Annotated in this window: 16 protein-coding genes; 11 read left to right on the top strand and 5 right to left on the bottom strand. The window is 57.4% G+C overall.

Features of this window, described 5'->3' with window-relative positions:
* Positions 1-72 precede the first annotated feature (72 nt).
* The 4 genes from glyQ to ACQKIK_RS17985 are packed head-to-tail and all read left to right on the top strand — an operon-like array spanning position 73 to position 4352.
* Positions 73-1020 (top strand): glycine--tRNA ligase subunit alpha, encoded by a 948-nt coding sequence (glyQ, locus tag ACQKIK_RS17970; protein WP_499136955.1) that lies wholly within the window; start codon positions 73-75, stop codon positions 1018-1020.
* A complete protein-coding gene (gene glyS / locus ACQKIK_RS17975) occupies positions 1017-3071 on the top strand; it encodes a glycine--tRNA ligase subunit beta (RefSeq protein ID WP_499136957.1) in 2055 nt (684 codons plus the stop codon). The genes glyQ and glyS overlap by 4 nt, the downstream gene beginning before the upstream one ends.
* A gap of 4 nt (positions 3072-3075) precedes the next feature.
* Positions 3076-3618, top strand: a complete 543-nt coding sequence (gene gmhB / locus ACQKIK_RS17980) for a D-glycero-beta-D-manno-heptose 1,7-bisphosphate 7-phosphatase (RefSeq protein ID WP_045431444.1) — start codon at positions 3076-3078, stop codon at positions 3616-3618.
* On the top strand, positions 3615-4352 hold the full coding sequence (locus tag ACQKIK_RS17985; RefSeq protein WP_046163269.1) for a lysophospholipid acyltransferase family protein: 738 nt from the start codon (positions 3615-3617) through the stop codon (positions 4350-4352). Before gmhB ends, ACQKIK_RS17985 begins: the two co-directional genes overlap by 4 nt.
* Before the next feature lie 67 nt (positions 4353-4419).
* Here ACQKIK_RS17985 and ahpF read toward each other — a convergent pair whose 3' ends face one another.
* The 5 genes from ahpF to dnaA all read right to left on the bottom strand — a co-directional run bounded on the left by ahpF (position 4420) and on the right by dnaA (position 12317).
* Positions 4420-5982, bottom strand: a complete 1563-nt coding sequence (ahpF, locus tag ACQKIK_RS17990; RefSeq protein ID WP_499136958.1) for an alkyl hydroperoxide reductase subunit F — start codon at positions 5980-5982, stop codon at positions 4420-4422.
* Between the two features lie 199 nt (positions 5983-6181).
* The gene (gyrB, locus tag ACQKIK_RS17995; RefSeq protein WP_499136959.1) at positions 6182-8596 is read right to left on the bottom strand and encodes a DNA topoisomerase (ATP-hydrolyzing) subunit B; all 2415 of its coding nucleotides are present in this window, start codon (positions 8594-8596) and stop codon (positions 6182-6184) included.
* On the bottom strand, positions 8593-9705 hold the full coding sequence (recF, locus tag ACQKIK_RS18000; RefSeq protein WP_499136960.1) for a DNA replication/repair protein RecF: 1113 nt from the start codon (positions 9703-9705) through the stop codon (positions 8593-8595). Before recF ends, gyrB begins: the two co-directional genes overlap by 4 nt.
* Before the next feature lie 10 nt (positions 9706-9715).
* A complete protein-coding gene (gene dnaN, locus ACQKIK_RS18005) occupies positions 9716-10819 on the bottom strand; it encodes a DNA polymerase III subunit beta (protein WP_045422965.1) in 1104 nt (367 codons plus the stop codon).
* A 37-nt stretch (positions 10820-10856) separates the two neighbouring features.
* Positions 10857-12317 (bottom strand): chromosomal replication initiator protein DnaA, encoded by a 1461-nt coding sequence (gene dnaA / locus ACQKIK_RS18010; RefSeq protein ID WP_045422967.1) that lies wholly within the window; start codon positions 12315-12317, stop codon positions 10857-10859.
* A 516-nt stretch (positions 12318-12833) separates the two neighbouring features.
* Between dnaA and rpmH the strand changes: the two genes are divergently transcribed.
* From rpmH to rsmG, 7 genes are all read left to right on the top strand, one after another.
* Positions 12834-12968 (top strand): 50S ribosomal protein L34, encoded by a 135-nt coding sequence (gene rpmH / locus ACQKIK_RS18015; protein ID WP_019340723.1) that lies wholly within the window; start codon positions 12834-12836, stop codon positions 12966-12968.
* 17 nt (positions 12969-12985) lie between these two features.
* Positions 12986-13381: a ribonuclease P protein component gene (rnpA, locus tag ACQKIK_RS18020; protein WP_101152685.1), complete on the top strand. Its 396-nt coding sequence runs from the start codon at positions 12986-12988 to the stop codon at positions 13379-13381.
* A complete protein-coding gene (gene yidD / locus ACQKIK_RS18025) occupies positions 13374-13619 on the top strand; it encodes a membrane protein insertion efficiency factor YidD (RefSeq protein WP_081262855.1) in 246 nt (81 codons plus the stop codon). Before rnpA ends, yidD begins: the two co-directional genes overlap by 8 nt.
* Before the next feature lie 2 nt (positions 13620-13621).
* Positions 13622-15298 carry a membrane protein insertase YidC gene (yidC, locus tag ACQKIK_RS18030; RefSeq protein ID WP_045422971.1) on the top strand — a complete coding sequence of 559 codons (1677 nt, stop codon included), beginning with the start codon at positions 13622-13624 and terminating at the stop codon, positions 15296-15298.
* Positions 15299-15364: 66 nt separating this feature from the next.
* A complete protein-coding gene (gene mnmE, locus ACQKIK_RS18035; RefSeq protein ID WP_499136962.1) occupies positions 15365-16732 on the top strand; it encodes a tRNA uridine-5-carboxymethylaminomethyl(34) synthesis GTPase MnmE in 1368 nt (455 codons plus the stop codon).
* Positions 16733-17342: 610 nt separating this feature from the next.
* On the top strand, positions 17343-19235 hold the full coding sequence (gene mnmG, locus ACQKIK_RS18040) for a tRNA uridine-5-carboxymethylaminomethyl(34) synthesis enzyme MnmG (protein WP_045422975.1): 1893 nt from the start codon (positions 17343-17345) through the stop codon (positions 19233-19235).
* Positions 19236-19240: 5 nt separating this feature from the next.
* Positions 19241-19882, top strand: coding sequence for a 16S rRNA (guanine(527)-N(7))-methyltransferase RsmG (gene rsmG / locus ACQKIK_RS18045; protein ID WP_499137037.1), 642 nt, complete (start codon positions 19241-19243; stop codon positions 19880-19882).
* The last annotated feature ends 17 nt before the right edge of the window (positions 19883-19899 follow it).

The raw sequence follows: 19899 nt of genomic DNA on the forward strand, positions 1-19899 counted from the left end.
GTGTCTCCACGGGTTCGAGCCGTTATCGGGTATACTCCGAGGCTTTCTGTCGAAGCCAGCACAGGTGAAATTTTGACCCAGCCTACGCCTGCCGTGCGCACCTTCCAAGACCTGATCCTCGCCCTGCAAAGCTATTGGGCAGAGCAGGGTTGCGTTGTTCTGCAACCCTACGATATGGAAATGGGCGCCGGCACCTTCCACACCGCCACATTCTTGCGCGCTGTCGGTCCTGAAACCTGGAACGCAGCCTATGTCCAGCCTTCGCGTCGCCCTGCCGATGGTCGTTATGGCGAGAACCCCAACCGTCTGCAGCACTACTACCAGTTTCAGGTCGTGCTCAAGCCCAACCCGGACAACATCCAGGACCTGTATCTGGAGTCGCTGCGTCGCATTGGCGTCGACACCTCAGTACACGATGTGCGCTTCGTCGAAGACAACTGGGAATCGCCGACGTTGGGCGCCTGGGGGCTCGGCTGGGAGGTCTGGCTGAACGGTATGGAAGTCACCCAGTTCACCTACTTCCAGCAGGTCGGCGGCATCGAGTGCTATCCCGTTACCGGCGAAATCACCTACGGTCTCGAGCGACTCGCGATGTATCTGCAGGGCGTCGACTCGGTCTACGACCTGATCTGGACGGACGGCCCGTTCGGCACCGTCACCTATGGCGATGTGTTCCATCAGAACGAGGTGGAACAGTCCACCTATAACTTCGAACACGCCAACGTCGACAAGCTGTTCGAACTGTTCGACTTCTACGAATCGGAAGCCAACCGGTTGATCGAACTGAAGCTGCCATTGCCCACCTATGAAATGGTGCTGAAGGCCTCGCATACCTTCAACCTGCTGGATGCTCGCCGGGCCATCTCGGTGACTGCGCGGCAGCAGTACATCCTACGCGTGCGGGCACTGGCTCGCTCGGTGGCGCAGAGCTATTTGCAGGCACGCGCCAAACTCGGCTTCCCCATGGCCACCCCGGACCTGCGTGACGAAGTACTGGCCAAGCTGGAGGCTGCAGAATGAGTGCACTGGATTTCCTGGTCGAGCTCGGCACAGAAGAGCTGCCGCCCAAGGCCTTGGGCAAGTTGTCCGACGCGTTTCGCACGGGCATCGAGAAAGGCTTGAAGGACGCTGGTCTCAAGCATGGCCGGGTACAGGCGTTTGCCGCACCCCGACGTCTCGCAGTGCTGATCGAGCAGCTTGACACCGAGCAGCCTGATCGCAGCATCAACCTCGACGGGCCGCCTCTGCAGGCGGCGTTCGACGCCCAAGGCGAACCGACCCAGGCCGCCCTGGGCTTTGCGCGCAAGTGCGGCGTGGACCTTGCCGAAGTCGACCGCAGCGGCCCCAAACTCCGATACAGCCGCTCGATACCTGGCCAGGCGACTACTGAGCTGCTGCCCGCTATCGTCGAGACATCGCTTAACGAGCTGCCAATTCCGAAGCGCATGCGCTGGGCCGCTCGCAAGGAAGAGTTCGTCCGGCCAACCCAGTGGCTGGTCATGCTATTCGGCGATCAGGTCGTTGACTGCACTATCCTGACCCAACGCGCCGGTCGCGAATCGCGTGGCCACCGTTTCCATAGCCCGAGCCCAGTTCGCATTTCCAAGCCGACAAGCTATCTGGAAGACCTGCGCGGCGCTCATGTCATTGCCGATTTTGCCGAACGCCGCGAGTTGATCGCCAAGCGTGTCGAGCAGCTGGCCAGCGAGCAGAACGGCAGTGCGATCGTGCCGCCAGCGCTGTTGGACGAAGTGACCGCGCTGGTCGAATGGCCTGTACCGCTGGTGTGTTCGTTCGAAGAACGCTTCCTGGAAGTACCACAGGAAGCGTTGATCACGACCATGCAGGACAACCAGAAGTACTTCTGCCTGCTGGACGCCAACGGCAAGCTGCTTCCGCGCTTCATCACAGTTGCCAACATTGAATCCAAAGATCCGGCTCAGATCGTTGCGGGTAACGAGAAAGTCGTGCGTCCGCGCCTCACCGACGCCGAGTTCTTCTTCAAGCAAGACAAGAAACAGAAGCTCGACAGCTTCAATGAGCGCTTGAAAAACGTGGTCTTCCAGGCTCAGCTTGGGACTGTGTACGACAAGGCGGTGCGAGTCTCCAGGCTGGCCGCATTCATCGCCGAACGCACCGAAGGCAATGCCCAGTGGGCGGCGCGCGCGGGCCTGCTGAGCAAATGCGACCTGGCCACCGAGATGGTCAGCGAATTTCCGGAGATGCAGGGAATTGCGGGTTATTACTACGCCGTCAACGATGGTGAACCCACTGACGTTGCCCTGGCATTGAATGAGCAGTACATGCCCCGCGGTGCGGGTGCAGAGCTGCCGGTGACCCACACAGGTGCCATCCTCGCCGTGGCGGACAAGCTGGATACTCTGGTGGGCATCTTTGGCATTGGCATGCTTCCCACCGGCAGCAAGGATCCTTACGCGCTTCGCCGCGCTGCCCTGGGCATCCTGCGCATCCTGATCGAAAAGCGTCTGGATCTGGATCTGGTTTCTGCCGTGCGCTTCTCGATTAGCCAGTTCGGAGGTCAGGTCAAGACTGAAGGCTTGGCCGATCAGGTCCTCGATTTCATTTTTGATCGCTTGCGTGCGCGGTACGAAGACGAGGGTGTCGAGGTGGCATCCTATCTATCGGTTCGTGCCGTACAGCCGGGCTCGGCGTTGGACTTCGATCAGCGCGTGCAAGCCGTACAGGCGTTCCGCAATCTGCCGGAAGCCGAAGCCTTGGCGGCTGCGAACAAGCGCGTCTCGAATCTGCTGAGCAAGTTCGAAGCAAAGCTACCGGAAACCGTCGAGCCCCGTTACTTCGACAATGCCACCGAGTTCTCTTTGTATTCTGCGCTGCAGCAGGCCGAACAAGCCGTGCAGCCCCTGGCTGCGGATCGTCAGTATCGCGAGGCGCTCGAGCGCCTGGCGCACCTGCGCGGTCCGGTGGATGCCTTTTTCGAGGCGGTACTGGTCAACGCCGAAGACGCTTCGGTTCGCGCCAACCGCTATGCCTTGCTTGCCCGGTTGAGAGGATTGTTCCTTGGCGTTGCCGATATTTCCGCACTTGGCTAAGCCGGTGAAGCTGATCGTGCTGGATCGCGACGGCGTGATCAACGAGGACTCCGACGCCTATGTGAAGAGCCTGGAAGAATGGATTCCGATCCCCGGCTCGATCAAGGCGATCGCACGGCTATGCAAGGCTGGCTGGACGGTGGCAGTTGCCACCAACCAGTCCGGCCTTGCCCGCGGCCTGTTCGACGCCACCACACTCGGCGACATGCATTTCAAAATGCAGCAACTGGTGATGGAAGAGGGCGGTCGCGTCGATCTTATCGTGCATTGCCCGCATGGCCCCGACGATGGCTGTGATTGCCGCAAGCCGCTGCCCGGTTTGTTCGAGCAGATCGCCGAGCACTTTCATCTTGAAAGCCTCACAGGTGTCCCTGTGGTGGGCGACAGCCAGCGCGATCTGCATGCAGGGATGCGCCTCGGCGGCATTCCTTACCTAGTTCGCACCGGAAAGGGCTCGAAGACTGCAAAAGGTCCGCTACCAACCGGCACTCAGGTGTTCGATGATTTGGCAGCTGTGGTCGATCATCTGTTGGGAGCCAAACGATGAACGTTTTGCTGCCGATACGCATCCTGTTGTTCTACTTGCTGCTGTCGTTCACGGCCTTCGCCTGGTGTTTGGTCAGTCTGGTTTTCGCACCCTTCATGTCGTTCCGCACGCGCTACCGGTTCGTGGTCCAGACTTGGTGTCGCAGCGCCGTATGGTTAGCCCAGACCATCATCGGGTTGCGCTATGAGGTGAGGGGTGCGGAGAACATTCCGGAAAAGCCCTGCGTGATTCTTTCCAAACACCAGAGCACCTGGGAAACGTTTTTTCTTTCGGCCTACTTCGAGCCGTTGAGCCAGGTGCTCAAACGTGAATTGCTCAACGTCCCGTTTTTTGGATGGGCGATTCGGCTGCTCAAGCCGATAGCGATTGACCGTGAAAACCCCAAAGAGGCATTACGCCAAGTTGCTAAACAGGGACTGGAGCGGCTAGAGCAAGGCGCCTGGGTGCTAATTTTTCCAGAGGGGACGCGCGTTCCTGTCGGGCAGGTTGGCAAGTTCTCGCGCAGCGGTGCTGCCTTGGCAGTCAACGCCAAACTCCCAATCTTGCCGGTAGCGCACAATGCCGGTACGTTCTGGCCGAAGTCGGGGTGGGGTAAACGGCCAGGGACCATCCAGGTTGTCATCGGCCCAGCGATGCACGCTGAGAGCGAAGGTCCTCGTGCAGCAGCTGAGCTCAATCAGCGCGCCGAAGACTGGATCAATGCGACCGTGGCAGAGCTCGAGCGCAACGTCTGATTCACACACGTGCAAATAAAAAGGGGAGCAGACCTTGGCCTGCTCCCCTTTCTTTTTACCTCGACGCTCAGTCTTCGACAGAGCTGCGGATCAGGTGGTCGAACGCGCTCAGCGACGCCTTGGCGCCCTCGCCAACAGCGATGACGATCTGCTTGTACGGCACGGTTGTAACGTCACCAGCTGCGAAGATACCCGCCAGCGATGTCTCGCCACGGGCATCGACGATGATCTCGCCGCGCGACGTCAGCTCCACCGTCCCCTTCAACCAATCTGAGTTTGGCAGCAGGCCGATCTGCACGAAGATGCCTTCAAGCTCCAGCTCATGGAATTCGCTGGAGTTGCGGTCCTTGTAGGTAAGCCCGGTGACCTTCTTGCCATCGCCGGTGACTTCGCTGGTCAGTGCACTGGTGATCACGGTGACGTTGGGCAGGCTGTGCAGCTTCTTCTGCAACACGGCATCGGCACGCAGCTGGCTGTCGAACTCGAGCAGCGTGACCTGGGCGACGATACCGGCCAGGTCGATGGCCGCTTCCACGCCCGAGTTGCCCCCACCGATGACCGCCACGCGTTTGCCCTTGAACAGCGGGCCATCGCAGTGCGGGCAATAGGCGACGCCACGGCCGCGGTATTCCTGCTCACCGGGCACGTTCATTTCGCGCCAGCGCGCACCGGTCGCCAGGATCAAGGTCTTGGCCTTCAGCGAGCCGCCGTTCTCCAGTTTGATCTCGTGCAGGCCGCCATCGGAGCCAGGGATCAGCTGGGCGGCGCGCTGCAGGTTCATAATGTCGACGTCGTATTCGCGCACGTGGTTTTCCAGTGCTCGCGCCAGCTTCGGGCCTTCGGTCTCGGTGACCGAAATGAAGTTCTCGATGGCCATGGTGTCGAGCACCTGACCACCGAAACGCTCGGCTGCGACACCGGTACGGATGCCCTTGCGCGCCGCATAGATGGCCGCTGCAGCGCCGGCTGGACCACCACCGACAACGAGCACGTCGTAAGCATCCCTGGCGCTGAGCTTCTCGGCATCGCGCGCTGACGCGCCGGTGTCGAGCTTGGCCAGAATTTCCTCTTCACCCATGCGGCCCTGACCGAACAGTTCGCCGTTGAGGTAGATGCTTGGCACGGACATGACCTGGCGAATGGTGACTTCTTCCTGAAACAGCGCACCGTCGATAGCGACGTGGCGGATGTTCGGGTTGAGCACGGCCATCAGGTTCAGCGCCTGGACCACGTCCGGGCAGTTCTGGCAGGACAGCGAGAAATAGGTTTCGAAGTTGTATTCGCCGTCGAGGTTCTTGATCTGCTCGATGACTTCAGGTGCGGTCTTGGACGGATGACCACCGACCTGCAGCAGGGCCAGCACCAGCGAGGTGAACTCGTGGCCCATCGGGATGCCGGCGAAACGCAGGCTGATGTTGCCACCGATACGGTTGAGCGCAAACGACGGTTTGCGGACGTCATTGCCGTCAGTGCGCAGGGTGATCTTGTCGCTCAGGCTGGTAATGTCTTCCAGCATGGCGAGCATTTCCTGAGATTTGGCGCCGTCATCGAGGGATGCAACGATCTCGAACGGCTGGGTGACCTTTTCCAGATAGGTTTTCAGTTGCGCTTTCAAATTGCTGTCGAGCATGAGAGGACCCCGTAATAATCTGGTCCCTGCATAGGGACGGGAAGCTGAACTCTTGATGGTGTTGAGCTTACGGGGAGGAGGGGGATTGTGAAAATTGAATAAACATTGCACTGCCATGTACCCAAGCTATCAAGGAGCAATGTTTCACGTGGAACAAAAAACCCGGCTTGCGCCGGGTTTGATAACCACGAATCGGATTTTAGAAATCCAAATTGGAAACAGCCAACGCGTTGGATTCGATGAAGTCGCGGCGAGGCTCGACCGCATCCCCCATCAACGTGTTGAATATCTGATCGGCTCCAATCGCATCCTCAATCGTTACCTTAAGCATGCGTCGAACAGCCGGGTCCATTGTGGTCTCCCAGAGCTGGTCAGGGTTCATCTCACCGAGACCTTTATATCGCTGAACGCTATGACGACGGGTTCCCTCAGTCATCAGCCAGTCCAACGCCTGCTTGAAGGTCGTCACCGGTTTCTTGCGCTCGCCGCGCTGAACGTAAGCTCCTTCCTCGAGCAGGCTGTTCAACTTGTCTCCGAGCACCGTTACGGTCTTGTAGTCATTACTACCGAAGAAATCGCGGTTGAATGTGATGTAACTGGCCAGGCCGTGTGAAACGATCTCCACTTCAGGGAGCCACACGTTGCGTTCCTTGTCCTCGCGCAAGCTTACCTGGTACGCAAGCCCAGAGCGTTCGACGCCTTTGAGCAACGCCGCATAGGGCTCCAACCACGCCTGCATAGCCGCATGATCACCTAGCTGTTCAACCGACACGCGTGGCAGGTAGATGAAGTGCTCGGTCAGCTCCTGTGGATAGAGTCGCGACAGGCGCTGCAGCGTCTTCATCACAGTGCGGTAATCGTTAACCAGGCGTTCCAACGCTTCACCTGACAGACCAGGCGCATGCTCATTGACGTGCAGGCTGGCGTCTTCGAGAGCTGACTGAGTCAAATACTCGTCCATCGCCTCGTCGTCTTTGATGTATTGCTCCTGCTTGCCACGCTTAACCTTGTACAAAGGCGGCTGAGCGATGTAGATATAGCCGCGCTCGATCAGCTCCGGCAGCTGGCGGAAGAAGAATGTCAGCAACAGCGTCCGGATATGAGAGCCGTCGACGTCCGCATCCGTCATGATGATGATGTTGTGATAGCGCAACTTATCGATGTTGTACTCGTCACGACCGATGCCACAACCAAGCGCAGTGATCAGCGTGCCAACCTCCTGCGAGGAGATCATCTTGTCGAAACGAGCCTTCTCGACGTTGAGGATCTTGCCCTTGAGCGGAAGGATAGCCTGGGTCCTGCGGTTGCGGCCCTGCTTGGCAGAACCGCCCGCGGAATCACCCTCCACTATGTAGAGTTCGGAGAGGGCGGGGTCCTTCTCCTGGCAGTCGGCCAGCTTGCCGGGAAGGCCGGCAATATCCAGAGCACCCTTGCGTCGGGTCATCTCGCGCGCCTTGCGTGCGGCTTCACGAGCTCGCGCGGCATCGATCATCTTGCCGACCACCGCTTTCGCCTCGTTGGGGTGCTCGAGCAGGAAATCCGCGAAATGCTTGCCCATCTCCTGCTCGACGGCGGTCTTCACTTCGGACGATACGAGCTTGTCCTTAGTCTGCGAACTGAACTTCGGGTCTGGCACCTTGACCGAGATAATCGCCGTGAGACCTTCACGCGCGTCATCGCCAGTCGTAGCGACCTTATGCTTCTTGGCCAGCCCTTCCTGCTCAATGTAGTTGTTCAGGTTCCGGGTTAGCGCCGAACGAAAGCCCGCCAAATGGGTTCCGCCGTCGCGCTGAGGGATGTTATTGGTGAAGCAGAGCAGATTTTCGTTGAAACTGTCGTTCCACTGAAGCGCCACTTCGACACCAACGCCATCATCACGCTGGATATTGAAGTGGAACACCTCATTGACTGGCGTCTTGTTGGTGTTGAGATAAGCCACGAAGGCGCTGAGTCCGCCTTCGTATTTGAACAGTTCTTCCTTGGCGTTGCGCTCATCGCGCAGCACAATGCCGACACCCGAGTTCAGAAATGACAGCTCACGCAGCCGCTTAGCCAGAATATCCCAGCTGAAGTGGATATTCGCAAAGGTCTCGGCTGATGGTTTGAAATGGATTTCGGTGCCCGAATCCTCGGTTTCACCGACTGCAGCGAGCGGCGCTTGCGGTACACCGTGACGATAGATCTGCTCCCATACCTTTCCTTCGCGGCGAATGGTCAGGATCAATTCCTCAGACAAGGCGTTCACCACCGAAACACCCACGCCATGCAGACCGCCGGAAACCTTATAAGAATTGTCGTCGAACTTACCGCCAGCGTGCAGGACGGTCATGATGACCTCTGCTGCAGATACGCCCTCTTCGTGGATATCTACCGGAATGCCACGGCCGTTGTCGCGAACGCTGATGGACTCATCAACATGTATGGTGATTAATATATCGTTGCAATGACCTGCCAGCGCTTCGTCGATCGAGTTATCCACGACTTCGAAGACCATATGGTGCAGACCAGTGCCGTCGTCCGTATCGCCGATATACATGCCGGGGCGCTTACGTACTGCATCAAGGCCCTTGAGGACCTTGATACTGGACGAATCGTACGTGTGGTTTTCGCTCATGCCTTCACTCCCGAGGGGCCGTGGTCCTGGGCTATCGCACCATGTTCCACGTGAAACATTGAGACTGGCGTGTCTTGGCGCCAACCTTCTCGCAATACGTTCGAATCAACGCAGGTGATAAAAACCTGGCAATTCAGTTGTTCTAGCAACCGGCACAATGCCAGCCGGTGCTGATCGTCCAACTCGGACGGTAGGTCATCAACCAGATAAATACACTGGCCTCGTTTGGCTTCACTGACCAGATGGCCCTGCGCGATACGTAACGCGCACACAACCAGTTTCTGCTGGCCACGAGATAAGGTTTCCGCAGCGTTATGGTTGGCTACCCGCAATCGGAGGTCAGCCCGCTGAGGACCCGCCTGGGTATGGCCCATGAGCCTGTCGCGTTCGACGGACACAGACAACACCTCAGCCAGGGAACGCCCTTTGTCCCAGCCACGGTAATAACTCAACTGTAAACCGTGAAGATCCAAAAGCGCGGCCAAGGTGACCTCGAATATCGGTTTCAGCGCTTGAATGTAAGCCCGCCTGTACCCGTCTATTTCCTCACTCGCAGCGCTAAGCTCGCGGCTCCAAGCCGCCTGAGAAGCGGAGTCAAGTGTACCATGACGCAGCCACGAGTTTCGTTGCCTCAAGGCCTGCTGCAGGCGCTGCCAAGCGTTGAGGAATCGAGGTTCCACGTGGAACACCCCCCAATCCAGAAACTGCCGGCGAAGCTTGGGTGCACCTTCGAGCAAGCGAAAACTGTCCGGATTGATCAGCTGCAACGGTAACGTCTCAGCGAGTTCCGCTGCGCTTCGAACGCTTTGTGCATTGATTCTGATGCGCACGTCGCCGCTGCGATCTCGAGAGATGCCGAGGGCGGTTGACTGCTCATCAGCCAATTCGACCTGACCAAAGACTGTGCAACTGGAATGCTCGTGGCTTATGACCGGCGTCAGACGCGTGCTGCGGAACGAGCGCGCCATTCCGAGGAGATGAATCGCCTCGAGAAAACTGGTTTTTCCGCTACCGTTATCACCGTAGAGGATGTTGATCCGGGGGGAGGGGTTTAACGTCACCGGCTGGAGGTTACGGATGCCGGTGACGGAGATGCGGCTAAGGGACATTCAATGTAGATTACAGGCGCATCGGCATAACGACGTAAGCCGAGTCGTCGTTATCGTATTCCTGAACCAAAGCACTGCTATTCGCATCGGACAGAATTAGCCGGACCTGATCGGTGGTCATGACGCTCAGCACATCAAGCAAATAGCTGACGTTGAAACCGATCTCCAAAGGCCCGCCGGTGTAGTCCACCGCGACTTCTTCTTCCGCTTCTTCCTGCTCAGGGTTATTCGCCTGGATTTTCAACAGGCCAGTTTCCAGTTGCAGCCGAATGCCGCGATATTTTTCATTGGAAAGAATGGCCGTACGGCTGAACGCCTCGCGCAGTGTCTGACGTTCGCCAACCACCAGCTTGTCGCCGCCACGGGGCAGAACGCGCTCGTAATCAGGAAATTTTCCGTCAACGAGTTTAGAGGTAAAGGTGAATTCCCCTGTAGTGGCTCGAATGTGGTGTTGGCCAAGGACGATGCTGACTTCGCCATCCTGATCCGTCAGTAGCCTTGCCAACTCAAGGATGCCCTTGCGGGGGACGATAACCTGATGTCGGTCGGGCTGTTCGATACCGGCCTGCATGGAACACATCGCCAAACGATGCCCGTCCGTTGCGACTGCACGCAGCATCCCGCTAGAAACCTCAATCAGCATACCGTTCAGATAGTAACGCACATCCTGCTGGGCCATGGCGAAGCTGCTGCGCTCAATGAGACGACGCATCTTGCCCTGGTTAACGCTGAAGTTCAGCGAGCCAGGACCTTCCTCAACGGTGGGAAAGTCATTGGCTGGCAAAGTCGAAAGAGAAAAGCGGCTGCGCCCGGACTTGATTACGATCTTCTGATCATCCAGCCGGATATCGATGAGCGCGTCAGGCTGAAGGCTTTTGCAGATATCCATCAATTTGCGCGCCGGCACCGTGATTTCGCCGGGTTCGGATGCATCCTCCAAGGCGACACGGCCAACCAACTCTACCTCTAGATCAGTGCCTGTCAGCGACAGCTGATGGTCTTGCACCACCAGCAATACGTTCGACAATACCGGTAAGGTCTGGCGACGCTCGACGACGCCGGCCACCAGCTGCAGAGGTTTCAACAAGGCTTCGCGCTGAATAGTGAAATGCATGGTCTGGTCCCTTGCCTATTAAATGGCCGCAGTCTGTTCAGGTTGTCAAAGTACGCAGCAAATTTTTGTAATCCTCGCGAATATCAGCATCCAATTCGCGAAGTTCGGCAATCTTACGACAGGCGTGCAGCACGGTCGTGTGATCGCGCCCACCAAAGGCGTCGCCAATTTCCGGCAAGCTATGATTGGTAAGTTCTTTGGACAAAGCCATCGCGACCTGACGGGGTCTTGCGACTGAACGCGAGCGTCGTTTTGACAGAAGGTCGGATATTTTGATTTTGTAGTATTCCGCGACGGTGCGTTGAATGTTATCGACACTCACCAACTTGTCTTGCAGTGCGAGCAGGTCCTTCAGCGACTCACGAATCAGCTCGATAGTAATGTCCCGCCCCATGAAATGGGCGTGGGCGATTACGCGTTTCAGCGCACCTTCCAACTCGCGAACATTCGATCGGATGCGCTGCGCAATGAAGAACGCAGCATCATGGGGAAGCTCGACGTTGGCCTGGTCAGCCTTTTTCATCAAGATCGCCACACGGGTCTCGAGTTCTGGCGGTTCGACCGCAACTGTCAGCCCCCAGCCAAAGCGAGACTTCAACCGCTCTTCAAGCCCGTCAATTTCCTTGGGGTAGCGGTCACTGGTGAGAATCACCTGCTGCCCACCTTCTAGCAGCGCGTTGAACGTGTGAAAGAACTCTTCCTGCGACCGTTCCTTTTTTGCGAAAAACTGAATGTCGTCGATCAGCAAAGCATCCACCGATCGATAGAAGCGCTTGAACTCGTTGATCGCGTTGAGCTGCAACGCCTTAACCATGTCCGCGACGAACCGCTCAGAATGAAGATAGACCACCTTGGCGTTAGGGTTCTTCTTCAGCAAATGATTGCCGACCGCATGCATCAGGTGAGTCTTGCCAAGCCCTACACCTCCGTAGAGGAACAACGGGTTGTAGCCATGCTTGGGATTGTCTGCAACTTGCCAGGCAGCAGCTCGCGCCAGTTGGTTGGATTTGCCTTCGACAAAATTCTCGAAGGTAAAGGTCCGATTGAGATAGCTGGTGTGCTTGAGCCCACCCTCAACCTGTACGTTACGTTCGGCTGGACGCGAAGGCGAGCTAGGCGCTGCGACAGGCGCAGCGGAAGCCGCGGTTGCTGGTTCGGTGAACGAAGCGGGAGGCGGTGCAGCGGCCGCAGGAGCGCCAACTTGCGACTGAGAACGAGGTGCGGAACCGGCAGCCGGCCGCGTAGAAGCGACTCGCCTGCTGCCTATCAGCAACGACAAAGAGGGTGCCGGCCCTGATGCGCGTTCTGACAATAGCTCCAGCAGGCGCGAAAGATACTTCTCGTTAACCCAGTCGAGAACGAAGCGATTCGGTGCATAGATCCGCAATTCATCTCCATCTGATTCGACCTGAAGGGGACGAATCCAGGTGTTGAATTGCTGGGCCGGCAGCTCATCTCTCAAGAGGTCAACGCACTGCTGCCAAAGTTCCACCGACACAAGGTCTCCTAGAAGCTGTCGAGCTTAAAACGGAGCTCATTGTAGCCCTGAGACGCGTCAGTTATCCACAGTAAGAAGGCTGTTTCTATAAGCAAAGCGACGGGCGATCCAAGCCGGAGCAACGTAAAACGTTCGATCCTAAGCTCTGTTGATAACCTCGCCAGAGCCCATAGGAAAAGCCTGTGCACAGGATAAGGCCAACCACGCCTGTGGATAACAAAGCATTTAGTCCACAGGAAACACAACGTAAATCCACCGTCAACGCACCGTTTGCGCAGAAGGTTTTGGAAAGCTGTAAGCCTTATCGGCAAGACCGTGCAGCCGTTTATCCACAGAAAAGCACATCACCATCTATAAGCACTGCATTAAGAGGAGCTTTATATTCTTTCTTTATCTATTACTTTCTGCCAGTACGGTGCTGGTTGGAAATTGACCTCGCCGCGCGGCTTCTCTACAATCGCCGGTCTCTTAAAAGGGGGCCATTCCGGCCCGCAATGGATCACCAGGTAACGCATCATGAAACGCACTTTCCAACCCAGCACCCTCAAGCGCGCTCGTACCCACGGTTTCCGTGCTCGTATGGCTACCAAAAATGGTCGTGCCGTCCTGTCGCGTCGTCGCGCCAAAGGTCGTAAGCGTCTGGCAGTCTGAAGACGCCGGAACAGGTAGTGAGTCGAGACTTCGGTCGGGAAAAGCGTCTGCTGACCCCGAGCCAGTTCAAGGCTGTCTTCGACTCCCCTTCCGGCAAGTTACCGGGCAGGAACGTCCTGCTACTGGTGCGCGAAAATCAATTGCCACACCCGAGAATCGGGTTGGTCATTGGCAAGAAGAGCGTCAAGCTCTCGGTAGAGCGCAACCGCATCAAGCGGCAACTGCGTGAAACCTTTCGTCTCCACCAGATGGAACTGACGGGGTGGGACATCGTGGTCATCTCGCGTAAAGGTCTAGCTGAACTGGACAACGCAGAACTCGCAAAGCAATTTGCCAAGCTATGGAGACGTCTGTCTCGTACGCCTGCACCGGTCCAACCACAACAGGCCCAGAGCAGCGCCGCTGATGCGTAAGCTAGCGCTGGTCCCAATTCGACTCTACCGGTACGCCATCAGTCCAATGATGGCCAGTCACTGCCGTTTCTACCCAAGTTGCTCCTGCTACGCACAAGAGGCCATCGAAACTCATGGCCTGCTGCGCGGTGGCTGGCTGAGCCTGTGCAGGCTCGGCCGTTGCCATCCATGGAATCCGGGCGGCTATGATCCCGTGCCTTCCAACACCCCCTCCAATTCATCTTCGATGACCGAGTAACCATGGATATCAAACGCTCGATCCTGCTTGTCGCCCTGGCAGTCGTTGCTTACCTGATGGTTTTGCAGTGGAACCAGGACTACGGCCAGACCGCCATCCCTGACGAGACGCGCCAGTCACAAACGTCCGTCGCGCAGATTCCAAATACTCCGCTGACCAGCACCGCTGAGAATGCGCAGGGCGATATTCCCGCTGTAAGCAGCGAGCCGTCGGCCAATTCAGTTACCGACACTCAGGCCAGCTCTCAGCTGATCCACGTACGCACCGATGTTCTGGATGTTGCAATCGATCCGCGCGGCGGCGATATCGTGGACCTTCGGTTGCCAGAGTTCCCACGTCGTCAGGATCGCCCAGACGTTCCGTTCCAGTTGTTCGAGCGTAGCGGCGAACGAACATATGAAGCCCAGAGCGGTTTGATCGGTGATGGCCCGGACAAGGCCAGTGGCCGGCCGCTGTACTCCAGCGAGCAACAGCAGTATCAGCTGGGCGAAAATCAGGACCAGCTGGTCGTTGATCTGAACTACAGCGAAGACGGGGTCAACTACACCAAACGCTTTACCTTCGAGCGTGGTGATTACGATCTCGGCGTGCGCTATCTGATCGACAACCAAAGTGATCAAACCTGGACCGGCCACATGTTCGGCCAGCTGAAGCGCGACGACAGCAGCGATCCGTCCTCCAGCACCGCAACCGGCACTGCGACCTATTTGGGCGCAGCGCTCTGGACCAAGGACGAGCCTTACACCAAAGTTTCCATGGGTGACATGGACGACAAGAGTCTGAAAAAGACGGTTGAAGGGGGTTGGATCGCATGGTTGCAGCATTACTTTGTAACTGCCTGGATTCCTGCGCCCGATCAGACCAACCTGGTGCAGACTCGCAAGGACAGCCAGGGCAATTACATCATCGGCTTTACCGGACCTGCTGTTTCGGTTGCACCCGGTAGTCAAGGTGAAACACACGCCACCTTGTATGCCGGTCCGAAGAGCCAGGATCAACTGGAAGAGCTGTCGCCTGGTCTACGTCTGACCGTCGATTACGGCATTCTCTGGTTCATCGCTCAGCCGATCTTCTGGCTGCTACAAAATATCCACGCACTGCTGGGTAACTGGGGCTGGTCGATCATCGTACTGACCATCGTTATCAAGCTGGCTTTCTTCCCGCTGTCGGCTGCCAGTTATCGATCCATGGCGCGCATGCGCGCGGTGTCGCCGAAGATGCAAGCCCTGAAAGAACAGTTTGGCGATGATCGCCAGAAGATGTCCCAGGCGATGATGGAGCTGTACAAAAAAGAGAAGATCAACCCGCTGGGTGGGTGCTTGCCTATCCTGGTGCAGATGCCGGTGTTTCTCGCCCTGTACTGGGTGCTGCTGGAAAGCGTCGAAATGCGCCAGGCACCCTGGATGTTCTGGATCACAGACCTGTCGATCAAGGATCCTTTCTTCATCCTGCCGATCATCATGGGTGTCACCATGTTCATTCAGCAGCAGTTGAACCCAACACCACCGGATCCGATGCAAGCCAAGGTGATGAAGTTGCTGCCAATCATCTTCACCTTTTTCTTCCTCTGGTTCCCGGCAGGTCTGGTGCTGTACTGGGTGGTCAACAACTGCTTGTCGATCGCACAGCAGTGGTACATTACCCGCAAGATAACCGGACAGACCGCTAGCGCAGCCTGATCGTTCGAAGTGAACAGAACGCCCCTTTATTGGGGCGTTTTGCATTATCGCCACCTGGAGGGTTTGATGAGCCAAGATCGCGAAACCATCGCCGCTGTTGCCACAGCACCAGGTCGTGGTGGGATTGGCGTAGTGCGCGTTTCGGGCCCCCGAGCCAAAGGCGTCGCGATCACGCTCAGCGGCCGAGAACCGGTACCCCGGCATGCCCACTACGGTCCGTTCCATGCCGATGACGGTGAAGTCATTGATGAAGGGCTGATGCTGTTCTTCCCCGGACCCCATTCGTTTACCGGCGAGGATGTACTGGAACTCCAGGGCCACGGCGGTCCGGTGGTCATGGACATGTTGTTGCGCCGTTGCGTCGAGCTTGGAATCAGGCCTGCTAGGCCCGGAGAGTTCAGTGAGCGCGCGTTCCTCAACGACAAGCTGGACCTGGCTCAGGCTGAGGCAATCGCAGACCTTATCGAGGCGAGTTCGGCGCAAGCCGCTCGAAATGCAGTTCGCTCGCTGCAGGGCGATTTCTCTCGTCGCGTGCATCACCTCACCGAAAGCCTGGTGAACCTGCGCATTTACGTCGAAGCGGCGATCGATTTTCCAGAAGAAGAAATTGATTTCCTCGCCGACGGCCGTGTGCTCGCGCTGCTCGAGCAGGTCCGTGGCGAGTTATCCACAGTCATGCGAGAGGCAGGACAGGGCGCGCTACTGCGCGAAGGAATGAACGTGGTCATTGCCGGTCGCCCCAACGCCGGAAAATCTAGCCTGCTAAACGCATTGGCGGGGCGTGAGGCGGCGATCGTGACCGACATAGCCGGCACCACGCGCGATCTGCTGAAGGAACATATCCAGATTGATGGTATGCCGTTGCACATCGTCGATACTGCCGGGTTGCGTAATACCCTGGACGAGGTGGAACGGATCGGGGTGGAACGGGCGATCAAAGCGATCGAGGATGCCGACCGGGTATTGCTGGTAGTGGACGGCAGTGCGGCTTCTGCTTCAGACGATGAATCCAGTTGGCCAGACTTGCTTATTACCAGACCAGACCCGGCTAAGACCACGATCATTCGAAACAAGGCCGATCTCACCGGCGACTCCGTCGCTCTATCCGTCGATCCAGACGGGGTCACCACGCTTAGCCTCTCGGCGCGCTCGGGCGATGGGCTAGAGATGCTTCGTGAGCATCTCAAGCGCTGCATGGGCTATGACCAGACTGCGGAAAGCGCCTTCAGTGCCAGGCGCAGGCATCTAGACGCACTCCGCAAGGCAGCCGAGTACCTCGACCATGGCCATGCTCAGTTGACGCTGGCAGGCGCAGGCGAACTGCTGGCTGAAGATCTGCGCCAAGCGCAGCAGGCACTCGGTGAGATCACCGGCACGTTCAGCTCCGACGATCTGCTGGGCCGCATTTTCTCGAGCTTTTGCATCGGCAAATAGCCGGTCGATATAAGCGTCTTAGCTCGTGCCTCAGCGCTGGGTCCAGCGCTGAGCGGATCCGCTCGCTCTCTTCTTTTCCCGCCGTATGCCAGAAGAATATCGACTTCGACCTCTGCAAACCTAGCGGACGGCTGATTTTGCGACGTGCAAAATCGGCTATACAACAATCATTCAGTTGCTTCGTTCCAGCCTAACCGCTGTCATTTTTGTCTAGCGAGCGGGAATTAAACACTGTGGAAAACCTTGCTTAAGCCCGGTCAATAAACGGTGTGCAACCATGTCTCCGTAGCAGGCTGTGGATAACCATACGTTTCATGCACAGGCTGTCAACCGTGCTTCCACCGTCTGTACCACAGCTAGACACACCCTTTCTTTCGCTTACAGGACGCTCCATATCTGGGCTACACAGATCTATCCACAGATATCGGCTGCCTATTTATAAACATAAAAATAAGCTTTAAATCATTCTCTTCTTTTATTTCTAACTACCTGTCTCGGACCTTAAAGACTGCTACTGGTCATTTTTTGTTCAGAGGCCTTCTTTCGCGGTCACCTAGTGCCTATACTGGCGAGCTTCCTGAGACTCAACCAAACAGGCACGAGGTGCGTGGTGGATTTCCCTTCCCGTTTTGACGTCATCGTTATCGGTGGCGGCCATGCCGGTACCGAAGCCGCTCTGGCGGCTGCTCGAATAGGCGTGAAAACACTGCTGCTCTCTCATAACGTCGAAACGTTGGGACAGATGAGCTGCAACCCGGCCATCGGCGGCATCGGCAAAAGCCACTTGGTCAAGGAAATCGATGCACTTGGCGGCGTTATGGCGACTGCCACGGACAAGAGTGGCATTCAGTTCCGCGTGCTCAACAGCCGCAAAGGCCCAGCCGTACGCGCAACCCGGGCACAGGCTGACCGGGTTTTGTATAAGGCCGCTGTGCGCGAAGTGTTGGAAAACCAGCCCAATCTGTGGATATTTCAGCAAGCCGCTGACGACTTGATCGTTGAATCGGATCAGGTCAAGGGTGTAGTGACCCAAATGGGGCTGCGTTTCCTTGCCGAATCGGTTGTCCTGACAACCGGCACCTTTCTTGGCGGACTTATCCACATTGGTCTGCAGAACTATTCAGGTGGTCGGGCTGGCGATCCCCCATCGATTGCGTTGGCTAAACGCTTACGCGAACTCCCATTGCGAGTTGGTCGGCTGAAGACCGGAACGCCTCCGCGAATCGACGGACGCAGCGTCGACTTTTCGGTGATGACCGAGCAGCCGGGTGATACGCCGATACCGCCCATGTCGTTTCTCGGCCACGCGGCGCAGCATCCACGGCAAGTGAGCTGCTGGATCACCCATACCAACGCGCGCACTCACGAGATCATCGCCGCTAACCTCGATCGGTCACCGATGTATTCAGGTGTCATCGAGGGTGTCGGGCCGCGTTACTGCCCGTCGATTGAGGACAAAATTCATCGTTTTGCCGACAAGGACAGCCATCAGGTCTTCATCGAACCTGAGGGCCTGACCACTCACGAGCTCTATCCGAACGGTATTTCCACCTCATTGCCGTTCGACGTGCAGCTTCAGATCGTGCAAAGCATCCGCGGAATGGAGCAGGCGCATATCGTGCGGCCCGGGTACGCCATCGAGTACGACTATTTCGACCCGCGTGATTTGAAATACAGCCTGGAAACCAAGGTGATTGGAGGCCTGTTCTTCGCAGGACAGATCAACGGCACCACCGGTTACGAAGAGGCTGGCGCCCAAGGGTTGCTGGCCGGCACCAATGCCGCGCTACGCGCCAAAGGGCTCGAAAGTTGGTGCCCACGTCGGGACGAGGCGTATCTCGGCGTGCTGGTCGACGACCTGATCACCCTCGGCACTCAGGAGCCGTATCGCATGTTTACCTCGCGCGCCGAGTACCGGCTGATTCTGCGTGAGGACAACGCCGATCTTCGGTTGACTGAAAAAGGCCGCGAGCTGGGGTTGGTCGATGATGTTCGCTGGGCCGCCTTCGAGCGCAAGCGCGAAAGCATCGTCCAGGAAGAGCAGCGCTTGAAAAGCACCTGGGTTCGTCCAGGTACCGAGCAGGGCGATGCCATCGCTGAACGTTTCGGCACGCCGCTGACCCATGAATACAATTTGCTGAACCTGTTGGCGCGGCCGGAGATCGATTATCTCGGTCTCGTGCAGCTCACTGGTGGCGGAACTACAGATCAGCAGGTTGCCGAGCAGGTCGAAATCAAGACCAAGTACGCTGGCTATATCGATCGCCAACAGGAGGAAATCCTCCGCTTGCGCGCCAGCGAATCCATCGGGTTGCCGGCTGAGCTGGATTATTCGAGCATTTCCGGTCTGTCGAAGGAAATTCAGCACAAGCTTTCCCTGGCGCGGCCAGAAACGCTTGGCCAGGCGTCACGGATTCCGGGGGTGACGCCTGCCGCGGTGTCGCTGTTGATGATTCATCTGAAAAAACGCAGCGCCGGGCGGAAGCTGGAGCAGAGCGCGTGATGGCCATGGAATTGGTCAGTCATGCCGATGAACTCAAGCAGGGCGCTTCCCTGCTTGGGATCGACCTCAGTAGCATTCAGCAACAGCAGCTGCTGGCCTATCTGACGTTGCTGAACAAGTGGAACAAGGCCTACAACTTAACCGCAGTGCGCGATCCGGCGGAAATGGTGTCTCGGCATTTGCTCGACAGCCTTAGTGTTATGTCACAAGCAGAGCTAGGTGGCGCACGCTGGCTCGACGTTGGCAGTGGCGGCGGCATGCCAGGTATCCCGCTGGCGATCATGTTTCCCGAGCGCAACTTCACCTTGCTCGATTCCAATGGCAAGAAAACCCGCTTTCTTACCCAGGTAAAGCTGGAGCTGAAACTTGCCAATGTGGAAGTTGTCCACAGCCGCGTCGAGCAATTCACCCCCGCGCAGCCATTCACTGATATCACCTCGCGTGCGTTCAGTTCGCTTAAAGATTTTGCCAATTGGACGCGCCATCTCAGCGACTCAGCCACTCGCTGGCTCGCAATGAAAGGGATGCAGCCGGACGATGAGCTGCAAGCGCTTCCGGCGGACTTCCAGCTGGAACGCTGCTTGGTTCTCAAGGTTCCAGGTTGCCAAGGGCAACGCCACCTGTTGATACTGCGGCGCACTTCATGACCCGGACAGACACTGAC

The organism is Pseudomonas sp. NPDC047961, from assembly GCF_050272435.1.
Lineage (GTDB): Bacteria > Pseudomonadota > Gammaproteobacteria > Pseudomonadales > Pseudomonadaceae > Stutzerimonas.